This window comes from Paraliomyxa miuraensis (assembly GCF_026337845.1).
GTDB lineage: Bacteria > Myxococcota_A > Polyangia > Nannocystales > Nannocystaceae > Paraliomyxa > Paraliomyxa miuraensis.
The window spans coordinates 360,022-375,552 of sequence record NZ_JAOVZF010000160.1 but is presented as its reverse complement, the minus strand read 5'-3'; the positions used below and the strand labels follow the sequence as shown (position 1 = coordinate 375,552).

11 protein-coding genes and 1 pseudogene are annotated in these 15,531 nt (G+C 70.1%); 7 read left to right on the top strand and 5 right to left on the bottom strand.

Annotated elements, in window-relative coordinates; translation table 11 throughout:
• Positions 1-49 precede the first annotated feature (49 nt).
• Entirely contained in the window at positions 50-2,143 is a 2,094-nt protein-coding gene (locus OEB96_RS34825) for a M13 family metallopeptidase (protein ID WP_266221166.1), read from the top strand.
• An 18-nt stretch (positions 2,144-2,161) separates the two neighbouring features.
• Here the strand turns inward: OEB96_RS34825 and OEB96_RS34820 are convergent, their stop codons facing one another.
• From OEB96_RS34820 to OEB96_RS34805, 4 genes are all read right to left on the bottom strand, one after another.
• On the bottom strand, positions 2,162-4,642 hold the full coding sequence (locus OEB96_RS34820) for a penicillin acylase family protein (protein ID WP_266221165.1): 2,481 nt from the start codon (positions 4,640-4,642) through the stop codon (positions 2,162-2,164).
• 34 nt (positions 4,643-4,676) lie between these two features.
• The gene (cdd, locus tag OEB96_RS34815; protein ID WP_266221164.1) at positions 4,677-5,165 is read right to left on the bottom strand and encodes a cytidine deaminase; all 489 of its coding nucleotides are present in this window, start codon (positions 5,163-5,165) and stop codon (positions 4,677-4,679) included.
• Positions 5,162-7,360 (bottom strand): cyclic nucleotide-binding domain-containing protein, encoded by a 2,199-nt coding sequence (locus OEB96_RS34810; protein ID WP_266221163.1) that lies wholly within the window; start codon positions 7,358-7,360, stop codon positions 5,162-5,164. Before OEB96_RS34810 ends, cdd begins: the two co-directional genes overlap by 4 nt.
• Before the next feature lie 170 nt (positions 7,361-7,530).
• Complete coding sequence (locus OEB96_RS34805) at positions 7,531-8,691, bottom strand: hypothetical protein (protein ID WP_266221162.1); 1,161 nt, start codon at positions 8,689-8,691, stop codon at positions 7,531-7,533.
• A 158-nt stretch (positions 8,692-8,849) separates the two neighbouring features.
• Between OEB96_RS34805 and OEB96_RS34800 the strand changes: the two genes are divergently transcribed.
• The 5 genes and pseudogenes from OEB96_RS34800 (at position 8,850) to OEB96_RS34785 (ending at position 14,348) form a co-directional block, all read left to right on the top strand.
• Complete coding sequence (locus tag OEB96_RS34800; RefSeq protein ID WP_266221161.1) at positions 8,850-10,187, top strand: 6-phosphofructokinase; 1,338 nt, start codon at positions 8,850-8,852, stop codon at positions 10,185-10,187.
• Between the two features lie 67 nt (positions 10,188-10,254).
• Positions 10,255-11,634 (top strand): ATP-binding protein, encoded by a 1,380-nt coding sequence (locus OEB96_RS34795; RefSeq protein WP_266221160.1) that lies wholly within the window; start codon positions 10,255-10,257, stop codon positions 11,632-11,634.
• 311 nt (positions 11,635-11,945) lie between these two features.
• Complete coding sequence (locus OEB96_RS34790; protein ID WP_266221159.1) at positions 11,946-12,830, top strand: hypothetical protein; 885 nt, start codon at positions 11,946-11,948, stop codon at positions 12,828-12,830.
• A gap of 66 nt (positions 12,831-12,896) precedes the next feature.
• Positions 12,897-13,088 (top strand): annotated as a pseudogene (locus OEB96_RS46730) (WGR domain-containing protein); the annotation flags it as partial.
• A gap of 207 nt (positions 13,089-13,295) precedes the next feature.
• Positions 13,296-14,348 (top strand): DNA ligase, encoded by a 1,053-nt coding sequence (locus OEB96_RS34785; protein ID WP_407674725.1) that lies wholly within the window; start codon positions 13,296-13,298, stop codon positions 14,346-14,348.
• A gap of 43 nt (positions 14,349-14,391) precedes the next feature.
• On the opposite strand, the gene map is transcribed toward OEB96_RS34785, so the two are convergent.
• On the bottom strand, positions 14,392-15,147 hold the full coding sequence (gene map, locus OEB96_RS34780) for a type I methionyl aminopeptidase (RefSeq protein ID WP_266221157.1): 756 nt from the start codon (positions 15,145-15,147) through the stop codon (positions 14,392-14,394).
• A gap of 93 nt (positions 15,148-15,240) precedes the next feature.
• Between map and OEB96_RS34775 the strand changes: the two genes are divergently transcribed.
• Entirely contained in the window at positions 15,241-15,528 is a 288-nt protein-coding gene (locus tag OEB96_RS34775) for a LysR family transcriptional regulator (protein ID WP_266221156.1), read from the top strand.
• The last annotated feature ends 3 nt before the right edge of the window (positions 15,529-15,531 follow it).

Sequence of the window (15,531 nt, the reverse complement as noted above, 5' to 3'; positions counted from 1 at the left end):
CGCGATGTCCTCGCGTCCCGTGACGCGGCCGTGGCATCCTGCGCGGCCGATGCAGACCGCTCGTGGCGTGGGAACGGTGTTGTGGCTGGGGCTTGGCGTGGCGGGGTGCAAGGTCACCGACGAGCCACCGCTGGTCGATCCGGTGAAGGTCACCGAGCCCGTGGCCGACCCGCCGCCCACGTCGTCGATCGATTCCGCCTCGAGCACGCAGGTGCTCGCGATCATGGACGAGGCGGCCGATCCCTGCGCGGACTTCTATCGCTATGCGTGCGGCCAGTGGCTCGACGAGACGCCGATGCCGGCCGACCAGCCGCGCTTTGGGCGCTTCCACGAGCTGCGCGATGCCAACAAGGAGGCCATGCGCACGATCCTCGAGAAGGCGGCGGCCGATCCCAAGGCCGAGGGCGAGCGCGCCAAGCTCGGTCGCTTCTATGCCGCCTGCATGGACGAGGGCGCTGCCTCGGCCGCAGGACTGACGGGCCTGCAGCCGCTGCTGGCGAAGATCGATGCGGCCCGCACCCCGGCCGCGTTCATGACGGTGGTGGCCGAGCTGCAGCAGGTGGGGGCCAATCCGCTATTCCGGGTCGACGTGGACCCGGACTTCGACGATCCCACGATCAACGTCGTGCACCTGCTGCAGGGCGGGCTCGGTCTGCCCGATCGCAGCTACTACCTCGATGAGGGGCCGCAGGCCGAGGCGCTGCGCAAGGCCTACGTCGACCACGTGGCGCTGGTGTTGGGGACCGCAGGTGCTCCCGATGCGGCGAAGGCCGCTGCATTGGTGATGACGCTCGAGACCGAGCTCGCGCGCGCGACCGTTCCGCGCGATCAGATGCGCGACCCCGAGCGGCAGCGCAACCCGCTGCGACGCGACGCTCTCGCCAAGCTGACACCCGGGCTGGTGTGGGACGCATGGTTCTCGGCGGCGGGGCGCAAGGACGTGTCGACGCTCAACCTGGCGTCGCCCGGCTACTTCGAGGGCATGGCGCGGGCGTGGGCCAAGGCCAAGGCGCCCGCGCGTCGGGCCTACCTGCGGTGGCATCTGCTGCACGCGATCGCCCAGGACCTTCCTGCACCGATTGCCGCTGCGCACTTCGAACTCTACGACAAGCGCCTTCAGGGACAGCAGGAACCCACGCCACGGTGGCGACACTGCGTGGAGGCCACCGACGAGGTGCTGGGCGAGGTGCTGGGGCGGCAGTTCGTGGAGCAGCGCTTCTCGGGCGACAGCAAGGCGATTGCGGCGGACATGATCGCACGCATCGAGCAGGCGTTCGCCGACGCCCTGCCGCGCCTCTCGTGGATGGACGATGCCACGCGGCAGCGGGCGCTGGAGAAGATGCACGCGATCGTCAACAAGGTGGGCTATCCGGCCAAGTGGCGAGACTACGGCGCGGTGGCGGTCGGCTCGGGGCACGTGGCCAACGTGCTGGAGGGGCGGCGCTTCGAGTGGCAGTATCGGGCCGCGGAGATCGGCCAGAAGGTCGACCCCGATCACTTTGGCATGACCCCGCCCACCGTCAACGCCTACTACAGCCCCTCGCGCAACGAGATGGTGTTCCCGGCCGGAATCCTGCAGCCGCCGTTCTTCGATGCCGGGCGGCCGATGGCCATGAACTTCGGTGGCATCGGCATGGTGATGGGGCACGAGCTGTCGCACGGCTTCGACGACTCGGGCCGCAAGTTCGATGGCGAGGGCCGATTGACGGAGTGGTGGGGAGCCGACGTGGTCGAGCGCTTCGAGGAACGTGCCGCCTGCGTCGAGGCGATGTATGGCGGCTACGAGGTCCAGCCCGGGGTTCCGCTCAACGGCAAGCTCACCCTCGGCGAGAACATCGCCGACCTCGGCGGGATCCGTCAGGCCCACGGGGCGTACCAGGCGTGGGCGCAGCAGCACGGCGGTGACGAGGCTCCGATGGTCGAGGGGCTGACCAACGAGCAGCTCCTGTTCGTGTCCTACGGGCAGATCTGGTGCACCCACGCCACGCCCGAGGCCGAGCGCGCGCTGGTGCTGACCGATACGCACTCGCACGCCCGCTTTCGCGTCAACGGGCCGCTGTCGAGCTTCCCTGCGTTCTGGGAGGCGTTCTCCTGCGAGCCGGGCACGCCGATGCACCCCGCCAACACCTGTGAGGTGTGGTGACGGGCGCTCGGGGTTGGTCTACGGCTCCGGAAACCGGAACAGCACCTGCACGTCGAGGAGCGGATCCTGCTCGATGTCCTCCTCGGTGTAGAGCACCTTGCGCCACTGCTTGGCCGAGAACAGCTCGGTCTGATCGGTGTAGTAGGGCGAGCGGGGATCGTCGCTCTGGCCGTAGGTGATGAACGCGTAGGCCTCGGGATCCTCGTCGGTGAAGCGCATGGTCATGACGAAGCTCGAGCCGTAGTTGACCAGGTAGCCGCGGTTGGTCAGCGACGTGCTCGGGTTGATCACGATGCCCGGCGGCTCGATCTTGCCCACGGTGGTCTTGAGCGTGTCGAAGAGCATGAGGTTCGTGACGCCCTCCCTGGCTCCTCCACCGTGGATGGGGATCACCTGGTCTGCGCGCAGGTTGTACTGGGTCTCGCCGAGCGGAGCATCGAGGGGCAGCCCCGCCCGCTGCAGGCGGAGTACCGCGCCGGCCAGCGCCGCGAGGATCCGATCCTCGTTGGGATCGGCGTGCGGCTCGCGGAGGGTGCGGGGGGTCGCGACGGGATCGGCTGGATCGAACGGCTCGCGGAACAGCGGCCCCGCGTCCACGAGCTCGGCGTTCTCGTAGTCCCCCAGGAATTCGCGCCACACGATCGCACCCACGCTGTCGTTGTCGAGCCGGAGATCCCAGCCGGCCAGCAGCTCGCACGCCTCCGTGAGCTCGACCTCGCGCCCGTCCTCGAGCACCACCGAGGCGATGCCCTGGCAGCGGGCGACCACGTCGTCGCGCAGCAGCTCGGCCATGATCCCGCGGTTGGAGAGCGTGGCGGCGCGCAGCTCGTCGAGATCGAACGAGTGGTCGGCGCCGGACATCGAGCGATCCTCGTCGAGCAGGGTGACGGCGTTCATGCGCGTGCGTGGAGTCCGAGGGGTCTGCTCGAACCCGTGCAGCGGGGAGTAGCCCTCGAGGGGCTGCAGCGGGTTGGAGAGCCAGTGGCTGTCGTTGGCGTTGAACACGAAGTCGGCCCGCTCGATCCGTGGCACGTCGGTCACCGGGACCAGGCCGGGCTCGCGCGCGCCGGGCTCGTCTTGCCACGCGAACATGGAGCTGTTGCCGGGCAGGAGCACCAGGCCGTTGGCGTCGACCGCAATGGTGAGGAAGTCGGTCTTGCGCAGCTCGAGCCAGGCGTCGATGGCCTCCTGGCTCAGGTTGGGGGTGGGGGTGGCGTCGATGTACCACGCCCGGCCGTCGCGGCTGGCGGAGATGGTGTTGACCCACGGGATCCCGCGCTCCTCGTCATGGGCCGCCTGCAGCCCGTCCATGCCGGAGGCGCGGTTCATGGCGAGGAATTGGGCGATCATCTGCTGGTTGTTCGCGTTGGCGTCGCGGAGCGCGAACGCCTGCGTGGTCGTCCAGATCAGCGGAGACAGGGCGACCAGGGGGCCGTGGTGGGGGGTGCTCCAGAACGTGTGGGATGCGGTCGAGATCGATCCGTCCTCCGTGAGCACGTCGACCTCGTGGGTGATGGCCTCCATGGGGACCGACTGGCCGTCGTAGAGGTAGCGGGTGGGATCGCTGGGATCGACGTCGAGCTTGTAGAGGGTGAGGCGCTGCCCGTCCGAGACGGTGTGGGTCCAGGCGACGTCGGGGTTGAAGCCGATGAGGACGCCCACCACGCCCATGAGGGACGCACCGTAGACGTCGAGCTGGCCCGGGACGCGCAGGTGGCTCTCGTAGAGCTTGAGCTCGCCATCCCACGGAAAGTGCGGGTTGGCCATGAGCATGCCGTGGCCGTTGGCGGAGCGCTCGCGGCCGATGCCCCAGCCGTTGCTGCCGGGGCGGTGGGTGCGGAGGTCGGCGAGGGCCGCACGCGGCTCGCCGGGCTCGAGCGAGGACGACGAACTCGGGGGCTTGGTGTCCCAGATGAATTCGTGGGCCTGGCGGCTCGATGCCAGCATGCCGAGCTCCACGTAGTGTGCGAAGAGGTCGACGGTGCTGATGGGCCGCAGCCACGGCTCGCTCCCGCAGGGCAGCTCGTCGCCGTGGGTGGCGATGTAGTCGTTGTAGCCGGCGACGTAGGCCTCGAGCACCCCCACCAGCTCCTCGGCCTTGGCGTCGCCGTCGGCGGCACGAGCGGAGAGCTCGTCGATGTTGGCCTGGGCGTTGTCGTAGACCTTCAGGAACTTGAGCACCAGGTCGCTGCGGACGTGCTCCTCGTCGTCTCCGGGGCCGAGGAACGAGGCACGCTCGGAGCGGACCTTGAGCACCTGGTCGGCGAGCACGCAGCCGTTCAGCTGGGCGAAGGCGTAGCCCTGCCCATAGATCGCGCTGGGCACGTCGTCGGCCAGCACGTGGGGGATCCCGTGGCTGGTCCAGCGTACGACGGCGCGGTACTGCCAGCCCTCGGGCTCGAGCGGGAAGGGATCGAGACAGCCTCCGAGGACCATGCTCGAGGCGAGCAGCACCATCGCGTGGAGCGTGCGGGAACGGGCACGAGGCGAGCGGGGCATCGCCGCCCAGGCTAAGCGCCCGACCGGCAGCGGGTCAACGCGGGGGGCGATCGTTCGTGTCGTGCTCGTGGCCCTGGGTGCGTGCGGTGGCCTCGAGCGCCGAGTGATCGAAGCCCTCGGGCAGCAGCGCCCGTACGGTCGCCTGGCGACAGCCCGTGCGATTGACCAGCAAGACCACGGCCTCCGGAGCGAATTCCCACAGCGCCTGCCGGCAGGCACCGCAGGGCGAGGTGGGCTCGACGGCCTCGGTGGTGATGGCCACGTGGACGATCCGACCGGCGCCATGGGTGATGGCGTGGTAGAGCGCCACCCGCTCGGCGCAAAGACCCAGGTTGTAGCTGGCGTTCTCGACGTTGGCGCCGGTGAAGCGACGACCATGCTCGTCCTGCAGGACGGCCCCCACCGCAAATCCGCTGTAGCGGCACACGGCGCCCTCGCGCGCCTTCCAGGCGTCTTCGACGAGCGTGGCCCACACGGGGTCGAGGGCGGGGTCGAATGCGGGTTCGGAGGGGGCGTCGCTCATGCGTCGGACTCGCCGGCGTTCGGGGAGGGATCGTCGGGGTCGGCGTCCCTGGATCGCGCGACGGTCGGTGGGGGCGGGACCCGAGGGGCAGGGGGCGTCAGCGGCTGGGTGATGCCTTCCTCGCGTGCGGTGGGGACGTCGACCGGGGGCGCCGCGGAGATGCGGGGTGGTGTCATGGGCACCACGGGCGGCGCGGGCGTGCCCGGGGCGGGGGGAACGGCTGGCACCACGGGCGGGGTGGGACCGACGCCATCGGTCAGCGTGGGCAGCTGACGGGCGGTCTCTGCTCGCAGCTTGGGGCGCGGGGCATCGCGCTCCGGCCTGGGTCGAAGGTGCGGGGCATCGAGCGGGGCGGTGGGCGCCTGCGGCGAGACGACCGGGGCCCCGGTCATGGGCTGCAAGCTGGGAGACCAGGCGGCGGCCTGGCTGGGCTTGGTGACCTGGGGACCGCGTCGGCGCGGCCGAGTGCCCGCGGGGGCCGGTCCGTCGGTGGCCGAGTGCGGGCTCGGCCCGCTGGGCGGCCGCGGCTGCGGGGTTGGAGGGGCCACGGCATCGGCCGTCCTGACGGGCCCGCTGGGCGGGCGCCACCCCGGCGCAATGGGCGCGCTGGTGGTCGGAGGCGGGATCTCTGGGGTCTCGCTGGGTGCCTTGGTGGTGGTCTCGACGATCGTCTTGCGGGCCGGCGGTACGCTGGCGCTCGAGGGCTCGAGGGTCCCCGAGATCACGGTCGGGCGCTCCTCGAGGTCGTCCGGTTCGTCGAGCGCGTCGAACTCGGCGGGCTCGATGGACACGTCGACCAGCTCGATCAGCTCATCGGAGGCCTCGAGCAGCTCGACCACGTCATCGGGTTCATCGGTCTCGGGTGCATCGGGCTCGAGCGCGTCGAGGGCGGGCTCGGTCTTCGATGTCATGGCACCGCGTATGGTGTCCTCGTCCGATGCGTCGGGCTGGGGGAGCGCGCCGGCGTGAGTGAGGGCCGCGGCGAGGTCGGCCGTGGTGGTGCGCAGCCGCTTGGCCAGCACGCGGACGAAGCTCCACAGCAGCTTGACGGCCAGGGCTGGCTCGCGGCGCAGCACCTCGTAGAAGTCGTCGCGGGTGATGGTGAGCACCTTGCCCGCCTCGACCATGGTCGCGGTTGCCGATCGCGGTCCCGCGTCGATGAGCGACATCTCGCCCAGGTGGGATCCCACGCCCAGCTCGGTGACCGGCACGCCGTTGCGCGTGATCTGCAGACTGCCGCGGATCACCACCATGAGCTCCGCGCCAGGCTCCCCCTCGTGGAACAACACCTGCCCCTCCTCCACCGCGCTCTGCCGCGACAGGTTGATGATCCGCACCAGCTGCTGGTAGCTCAGCTCCCGGAACAGCTGCACGTTCTTGAGGGTGTCGAGCGTGAGGTTCAGGTCGGCGGCGCGGCCCTCGTCGCCGTCGTCGCCCGCGACCTGCACCACCACCGCCGTGATGTTGTCCTTGCCGCCCCGCGAGTTGGCGGTGTCGATGAGCATGCCCGGGACCTCGCGGATCTTGGGCAGGGCCAGCGCGTTGGCGATGTCGTCGTCCGAGAGGTACTCGTAGAGGCCATCCGAGCACATCAGGAACGCGTCGCCGGGGATGATGTCGAAGTCGAGGGTGTCGACCTCCACGCTCTCGTACACGCCCACCGCCCGCGTCATCGCGTTCTTGAGGTTGGCGTAGGGGCTGCTCTCGAACTCGTCCGCGGTGATCTTGCCCATGCGGATGAGCTCGTTGCGCAGGCTGTGGTCCTCGGTGAGCTGGTAGACGATCCCACCGCGCAGCAGGTAGATGCGGCTGTCGCCCACGTAGGCGATGAATCCGCGTGCGCCGATGATGAGCAGCACCACCAAGGTGGTGCCCATGCCCCGCTTCTCGGGCTCGCGGCGGGCCTTCTCGAAGATCTGGGCGCAGGTGTGGTGCACGGCGTACTCGAGCAGCGTGCAGACCTCCACGTGCGACTTGGGATCGTCGTCGTCGTAGACGTCGAGGATGTCGCGCTCCTGGTCGATGATCTCGCGGATCCCGTGCACCGCCATCGCGCTGGCGATTTCGCCCGAGGCGTGCCCTCCCATCCCATCGGCGACCACGAACAGCTTGAGTCGCTTGTCGATGAGGAAATTGTCCTCGTTGTCGCTGCGCTTGCGGCCGACGTCGGTGCCGGCCCAGTAGTTGATCTCCATGGGAGGGCGAGGGGAAGTGGGGAGGCGGAGGCGGAAGAGAGGATGAGCGAACGGGAGCGCCGGAAGGGGAGGGAGCTAGAGAATAGGGCTTTTTCGGGGTCCGGCGCGCCTCGGTCGACGGCCGTCCTGCGCAATGTGCGCGGGGCGGCTTGGGTGCGGCCTTGGGCCGGTCAGAGCTCGTCGCGGGGGGATATCAGCACCAGATCGAGCGGCCGGAACGCAGCGTCGAGCAGGCGCAGCGTGGCGTCGAGGCTCGCCAGCTCGTTGCGCGAGCGGGGCAGGCCATCGAGCCACGTGCCGTCGGGGAGATCGAGATCGACCGGATCGATCTCGTCGGCGCACTGCTTGCGAGGGAACGCGTCGAGCTGCCCGAGCAGGCGCTCCTCCACCGGACCCGGGGCCTGACGCAGCACGGCGTCGCGCGCGAGGTAGTCGAGGTAGGCCGGACCAAGGCCCAGCGCCGCCGCGGCGCACAGGCGATGACGCAGCCGCTCCGCGCCCTCGGACACCCCGCGCGAGACCACGTGCAGCGCCAGGCGCCCGGGATGATTGCGACGCAGCTCGAGCACCGAGGGCAGCACCACGAACAGGGCGGGATCCTCCTCGTCGCGAGCCATCAGCACGAAGCGATGGTCGAGGCCGGGGCCGCCGAGCAGCAGGCCGCGCAGCCGGGGTCGTTGCATGCGCTCGCTGGTGGCCTCGATGGGGGGAGGTGATCCGGCGGGAGATGGATCCTCGTGTCGCCGCCGTCGTGCGCCCTCGCGTCCGAGCTCGGGCCGCAGGCGCTCGAGGCCGGGCCCGTCGTCGAACGCGAGCTCGCCGACCACGAACGCGGGCAGCCGAGCCATCGACATCGGCTCGAGTCCGAACGCCTCGCGGAGGCGGCGGCTGTGCTCGGTCAGCTGCCGTCGAGCGCAGCGATCGCGCAGCGCAGCGGTCACTGCCGACACCGACACGTGCAGCTCCTTGGCCAGGGCCGGGTGCGACGCGGGATCGACGAGCCGGGCGTGCACGCGCTCGAGGCCGTCGCGTGCCACCACCTCGAGGGCGGCGACGGCGTGGCCGGCCCGCGCCAGCGAGGCCACGAAGGCGCGCACGCGATCGGCCTGGGGAAGCACCGTGCCGCCGCTCTGGGCCCAGTGCACGCGCACGCGCACCTCGCCCTCGTGGTCGGCCACGAGGCGACGGAGCTCGAGCCACGCGCGGAAGGACTGGTTGCCGGCGGGATCGAGATAGGCATCGACCTCGGAGCGCGCCTGCGTCGGACCGATCACCAGGACCGAGGACTCGTCGCAGGCGCTCGGCGGTGACTCGGCGGGCGGGGCGAGCATCGCAGGGGTCGTCCCGACGAGACCGAGTAGCGCGAGGGAGGCGAGCACCGGAACAGATTGACCCGCATCGCCCGCGGAGGGCAAGGGCCGGGTCTGCGGGTCGCTACGGCGGTCGCGTTCTCATGCGTGGGGTCCGGCGGTAGGCTCGGGACACCATCATGACCACGCCGACTGGATCGTCCGTAGCGCCCTCGTCCACCGCGCCCGCATCGGGAGCCGTGCGCCGGGTGGGCATCGTCTTCGCCGGAGGACCGGCTCCGGCCGCCAATGCAGTGATCGCCGCCGCCGCCACCTCGTTCATCGAGAACGGGCGCTGTGTGGTCGGGTTCTTCCATGGCTACTCCAATCTCCAGGAATACCACCCGGTGACCCATCGGCTGCTGCCCGACGAGCACTACCGCATCTTCGAGGAGCGCGATCTTCGGGGGCTCCGCAACAAGCGAGGCATCATCATCGGCACGGCGCGCGCCAACCCGGGCCGGGGCATCGAGTGCCCCGAGGATCTCGAGGACCCGGACAAGACCGCCAAGCTCGCGCGCGTATACCAGGCACTGGTCGATCTCGAGCTCGACGCGCTGGTCTCGATCGGAGGCGACGACACGCTCAAGACGGCCAACCTGCTCCACGAGTATCAAAGGCGCCTGCCGCAGGGGGCGCGAAGCATCCGCGTGATCCACCTGCCCAAGACGATCGACAACGACTACCGGGGCATCGACTTCACGTTCGGGTTCTTCACCGCGGTCGACGTGATGGCCAAGGAGCTGCAGAACCTGCGAGCCGACGCGCTGGCCACCAGCTCGTACTTCATCGTGGAGACCATGGGCCGCAAGGCGGGCTGGCTCTCGTACGGGGTCGCGATCGCCGGCGAGGCCCACATGGTGGTGGGGGTCGAGGACGTCACCGGTGAGCTGTCGTGCGACGATGGTGGCCGGACGTGCCTGGACATCGACGCGCTGTGCGATCACATCGTGGATCTGATGCTCACCCGCGAGAAGCGGCGCAAGCACTACGGCACGGTGGTGCTGGCGGAGGGGCTGGCGGAGCTGCTGCCCGATCGCTTCATCGCCAGCCTGCCGCGCGACGATCACGGTCACATCTCGCTGGGGCGGATGGATCTGGGCAAGGTGGTCGCCGATCGGGTGTCGCGGCGCTACGAGGCGCGAACGGGGCGCAAGAAGAAGGTGGGCAGCGTGCAGCTCGGCTACGAGTCTCGCTGCGCGCCTCCGCACGCATTCGACGTGATGCTGGGCAGTCAGCTCGGCATCGGCGCCTACCGTGCGCTCGTGGAGGAGGGGCTCGATGGCCACATGGTGAGCGTGAGCGGGCAGCTCGATCTCCAGTACGTGCCCTTCGGCGAGCTGGTCAACCCGCAGACCCTCAAGACCGAGGTGCGCTTCATCGAGCGCGGCAGCGACTTCCACCAGCTCGCGCGATTCCTGGAGACGCGGGTGGATCCGCACGAGGAGTGGAGCCCGGGGCGGCGGGAGGAACGATAGGCACGCCTCCACTCGCCACCCCGCAAGTCCCGCTACCCCGATCCCGACTGTCGGTGTAGCGTTGGGCGTGCCCGCGGCCGAGGTCCATCATCCGTTGATCGGCGCTTCGGTGCCGACCTACGACAGCCTCCTGCAGCGCGCCGAGGCCCGCGCCCGCGAGCCGCTGGAGATCGCCGCACGCCTTTGCATGCATCGCATCGCGGAACAGCGGCAGATGCAAGCGCTCGCGGTCAAGATCGACGCCCCTCCTTGGTCGGGCACCCAATCCCGGGTGAGCACGCACCCCGAGGTCCTGCTCCCGGGCGACCTCGTGCGCGCGATGCTGGTCTGCGAGCCGGAGCGGGTTGCCGGCACGCTGGCGGACGATCTGCGCACCGAGGCCTACGCGGCCGTGGTCGCGGCGCTGGGTTCCTGGTCGGGCCCGGCCCGTCGCGCGTTGCCTCGACTCGACGCATGGACGCTACGCCTTTGCCCCGCGTGGGCACGGCGGTGGGCGCTGTCCGACGTGCGGTACGGTCGATCGCCGGTGACGGTGCCGGGGTTGTTCTCGGCGCTGGGGCTCACGGGGCTGCAGGCGCTCGCCGCCTTCAGCAAGAAGCACGAGAGCGGGGCGCTGTCGGCGCTCGAGGTCGCGCAGCGGTTCGTGCAGCGCTCGCCCCGGGAGATGGGGCAGCGGATGCACGAGGACGTGCCGGCGGCCTACGTCGATCGACACAAAGGGATCGCGGCGATCGACGCTGCGCTCGACGATGGTGCGCCCGGAGTGCTGGTCGTGGGGGCGCCACGGACCGGGCGCAGCGCGTTGGTGCGGGCATGGTGCCGTCGGGCGACCGGTGGTGGCGTGCGACCGGACTGGCAAGGATGGACGGTGGTCGTCGATCCGCACCGCGCCAACGCTGCCGTGTCCGGCAAGGCGCTGGTGGGGCTCACCGACGCGCCGGCCGAGCCCGGCGTGGTCTCGGAGTGGTTGGCGGCGCGGGCCGAGCTCCTGCCGTCGCTGCGCGTGCTCGCGGTGGTCGAGGCCAACGCGGTGGACGAGCTACGGCGTCGCATCCCCGTGCTCGGCGAGTATCGGGTGGTGGAGGTGCCCGGCATCGATGCGTGGTCGCGGGTGGCGATCTGGCTGGCGCATACGATTGCGATCCCAGGACTCGGGCTGAGCGAGACCTTGCATGCCGTGCGCGCGCTCGGGTTCGATGAGATGGCGCAGATCGATCCATGGGCGCTCGACCAGCTCGTGCCCGTGCCTGGTTTGTCGAGCCTCTTCGAGGCCGATGCCGCCCGACGGATCGTCGGCGGGTGCGAGGACGGATGCGTGCTCCAGCTGCGGCGCGATGCCGGGCCGCTCGAGCGACGAGTGGATCCGGAGCTGCTGGCGATGATCGGCGGCAGCGAGGGGTTGCAGGGGCTCGAGGCGATCGCACAACGGCTGCAGTTGGGCGAGTAGGGCCACGCCGCCTCCATCCCACGACGTGCTCTCCACTTTCGCCGTGCAGTCGTCGTTCTTCGGCGTTCTGCCGAGGTGGCCAACCGGCGGACCACCTTCGACGCCTCGCTCGCACCCACGATCGAAACCCTCCAATGACGGCCTCCTGTGCCCATTTGGACCGATCGAGTGACTGCCTTGCTTCGCCCGTGAGTGGCCAATCCGTGGACCGCCCGGCCAACCCGTGGGCCACTTCCACGACCCATCGCTCGCGCATCCTCGCGAAATCCTTCACCCGACCTCCTGGCACGCAATCGGCAACTTCCCCGTGCGTGCCGTCGGCGCTGCACGAGATGTTGGTCGAGCTGCTCCGGCGCTCGCCCGACCTCGTATGCCTGCTGCTCGGTGATCGCCTCCCCTCGCTGCGTCGCAAGGGTCTTCGCTTCGACACCGATCACACCCGCGGTAGCAACGTCATCGAGGTCGGCAACGACCTGGTGCTCAAGGTCCGCGACCGCCGGGGCAAGCTCGTGTGCGCACTCGTCATCGAGGTCCAGCTCCACCGCAAGCCGGCCAAGGCCCGCACTTGGGCCCTCTATGCCGCCTGGGCCCACTATCGCCTGCGCTGCCCCGTGCACGTGGTCGTGATTGCCGTCGACGCCTCCGTAGCCAAGTGGGCCGCTGGACCTTTTTGTATCGGTGACATGACCTTGCGCCCCTGGGTGATCGGACCTGAGCACATCGAGCCCATCACTTCGATCACAAAGGCTCGTCGCTCCATTGATCTCGCGTTTCTCTCGAGCATGGCTCATCGCGACTCACCCGTCGCAAAGGACGTCGGGCGAGCGCTTCTCGGTGCGCTTCGTGGTTCGAGTGACGAGCATGCCGGCCTCATGTGGGATATATTCGTGACGTCCGTCGATGCGGCGGTCAGGAGAGCGATCGAGATGGAATTCGGCGACTGGGTGCCTCAGAGTGACTGGGCCAAGAAGCACTATTCGAAGGGGCGCCGCGAGGGCAAGGCGGAAGGGCGCCGCGAGGGCAAGACCGAAGGCGAGGCCAATGCGGTGCTCCTGCTCTTGAAGGTGCGTCGCATTCGCCTCACCAAGGCGCAGCAGCACCGCGTGCACGCGTGTCGCGACATTCGTCGACTCCGCGCCTGGCTGCGCCGGGCCGTCACCGCGACCACGGTCGCCGAGGTCTTCCGCGATGCATGATCGCGCTCGCGCTGGTACGAGCGCCTCCGTTCGCGGTACACCTGTGTCAGATCGCCGGGGTCCAGCATGCGTCGCTTCGAGTATCACGATGACAAGTCCTCCAAGTTCTGGGAGATCGAGCGCAAGGGCACCTCGATCACCACTCGCTGGGGCCGCCTGGGCAGCGAGGGCACGCGCACCCTCAAGGAACTCGGCAGCGAGGCCAAGGCCCAGGCCGAGCTCGACAAGCAGATCCGTGGCAAGACCGGCAAGGGCTACGTGGAGGTGACCGCGGCCGGATCCACCCCAGCCAAGCCCAAGGCGACCAAGCAGGCCCCGGCCGGCGCGAGCTCGACCAAGGCGACCAAGCAGGCCCCGGCCGGCGCGAGCCCGAGCAAGGCGACCAAGCAGGCCCCGGCCGGCGCGAGCCCGAGCAAGGCACCCTCCACGCCAGCGGTCTCGGTCGCCCCCACTCCGCTCGCCGACATCCCCCCGGGTGGTCAGGTCACCGTCCCGGGCTCGGGCAGCGCCACCTACGTGCTGCGCAACGCGGGCGGCGTCTACTCCTGCACCTGCCCCGCCTGGCGCAACCAGTCGGTGCACATCGATCGCCGCACTTGCAAGCACCTTCGCCGCCATCGCGGCGACGCAGCCGAAGAGGCTCGGCTGGGCGCGCTGCCCGAGCGCTCCCCGAGCACGGGCCGCAGCAGCAGCACTCCTGGTCCCAACGCGCCGCCGCTGTTGCTCGCGCATCGCTGGGAGCAGCAAGACCCGACCGGGTGGTGGCTCAGCGAGAAGCTCGATGGCGTGCGCGCCTACTGGGACGGCAAGCGCTTCATCTCTCGGCTGGGCAATCCGTTCGTCGCTCCCGACTGGTTTCGCGAGCACCTGCCCGACTTTCCCCTCGATGGCGAGCTGTTCGCCGGCCGCGGCCGCTTCCAGCACGCGGTCTCGGTGGCCCGGCGGATCGATGCGGGCGAGGACTGGCGCTCGCTGGCGTTCGTGATCTTCGACGCACCTGCCGTCGATGCCGGCTTCGAGGATCGCATCGCCCACCTGCAGGACCACTTCGGTCGTCGGCCCGCTCCGCTCGCTCGCGTGCTCGAGCACCGCGTGTGCGAGGGCCTCGACGATCTGAAGGCCGAGCTCGCGCGCATCGAGTCACTCGGTGGTGAAGGACTGATGCTGCGCCGCCCTCGGTCGCGCTATCACGCCGGTCGCTCGGAGACCCTGCTCAAGGTCAAGTCGTTCCTCGACACCGAGGCGCGGATCATCGGCCACCAGGCGGGCACCGGGCGCCACAAGGGGCGCCTGGGTGCCCTCGAGGTCGAGCTCCCCGATGGGACCCGCTTCAAGGTGGGCACCGGCATGTCCGACGCCGAGCGCAACTCTCCGCCCGCGATCGGCGAGGTGATCACGGTCCGCTACCAGGAACTCACCGACGCCGGCGTGCCGCGCTTTCCGACCTACGTGGGCCTGCGCGCCGACGCCACCTGGGCCTCGATCGTCGCCGCCTGGGCCGAGAAGGGCAACGGCTGAGACCCAACCGCGAACCCGGCTCCACGAAGTCCCCTGATGCCGCTCACGGTGGCCGCGTGAGCACCTCGCACCCGCCCTCGACCACCGCCACCGTATGCTCGAATTGCGCGGTCGGCGAGCCATCGACCGTCACCACCGTCCATCCATCGGCGAGGACCTCCACCGCAGGCTCGCCGATCGTGATCATCGGCTCGATCGTGAAGGCCATGCCCACCCGTAGCCGCGGCCCCACGCCGCCGGGCCCATGGTGTGCCACGTGGGGCGGCATGTGCATGCGTCGGCCGATCCCGTGCCCGCCGTAGTCTCGCACCACTCCACAGCCCTCGCGCCGTACGAACGACTCGATCGCTGCTCCCACGTCGCCGAGCCGCGCGCCCGGTCGCACCGCCGCGATCCCCACCTCGAGGGCCCGGCGCGCCATGTCGACCACGTGCCGTGCTTCCTTGCTCGGGGTGCCCACGCACACGGTCACGGACGTGTCCCCGTGGAAGCCGTGCAGCTCCGAGGTCACGTCGACGTTGACGATGTCGCCGTCCTGCAGCACCTCGTGCGAGGACGGGATCCCATGGCACACGACGTGGTTGCGGCTGGTGCACACGGCGGCCGGAAACCCACGGTACCCGAGCTGGCTGGGCCGCGCGCCGCGGGCCGCGGTGTCCTCTCGCACCCACGCGTCGATCTCCGAGGTGCTCACCCCCGCGCGCACGCGGGCGGTGACCGCCGCGAGCGTCTCCGACGCCACCCGTCCCGCCCGTCGCAGGGCTTCGAGCTCCGAAGCTCCATGGATCACGATCGCCATCGCGAGCAGCCTGACCGCCCGGTCGGCCCTCCGTCCAATACCGTTTCGGCATCACGTCGTCCGGTGCTCGTGATACCCTCGCCAAGGTACGCCATGTCGCTCGTCCAGCTCGAGTCGTTCGTTGCGGTCGCCGAGGAAGGGCACGTGGGACGGGCCGCGCGGCGCCTGCACGTGAGTCAGCCGCCGCTGACGCGACGGATCAAGAGCCTCGAGGACGAGCTGGGCGTGGAGTTGTTCGAGCGGCTGCCCCGTGGGATGCGGCTGCGCCCGGCGGGACGCGAGCTGTTGCCCCGGGCCCGCGAGATCTTGGCGCAGGTTCGCGCGCTGCCGCGTCTGGTCGGGGCACACCTTCACCACGGGCGGTCGGAGCCGTCGGGCTAGGGC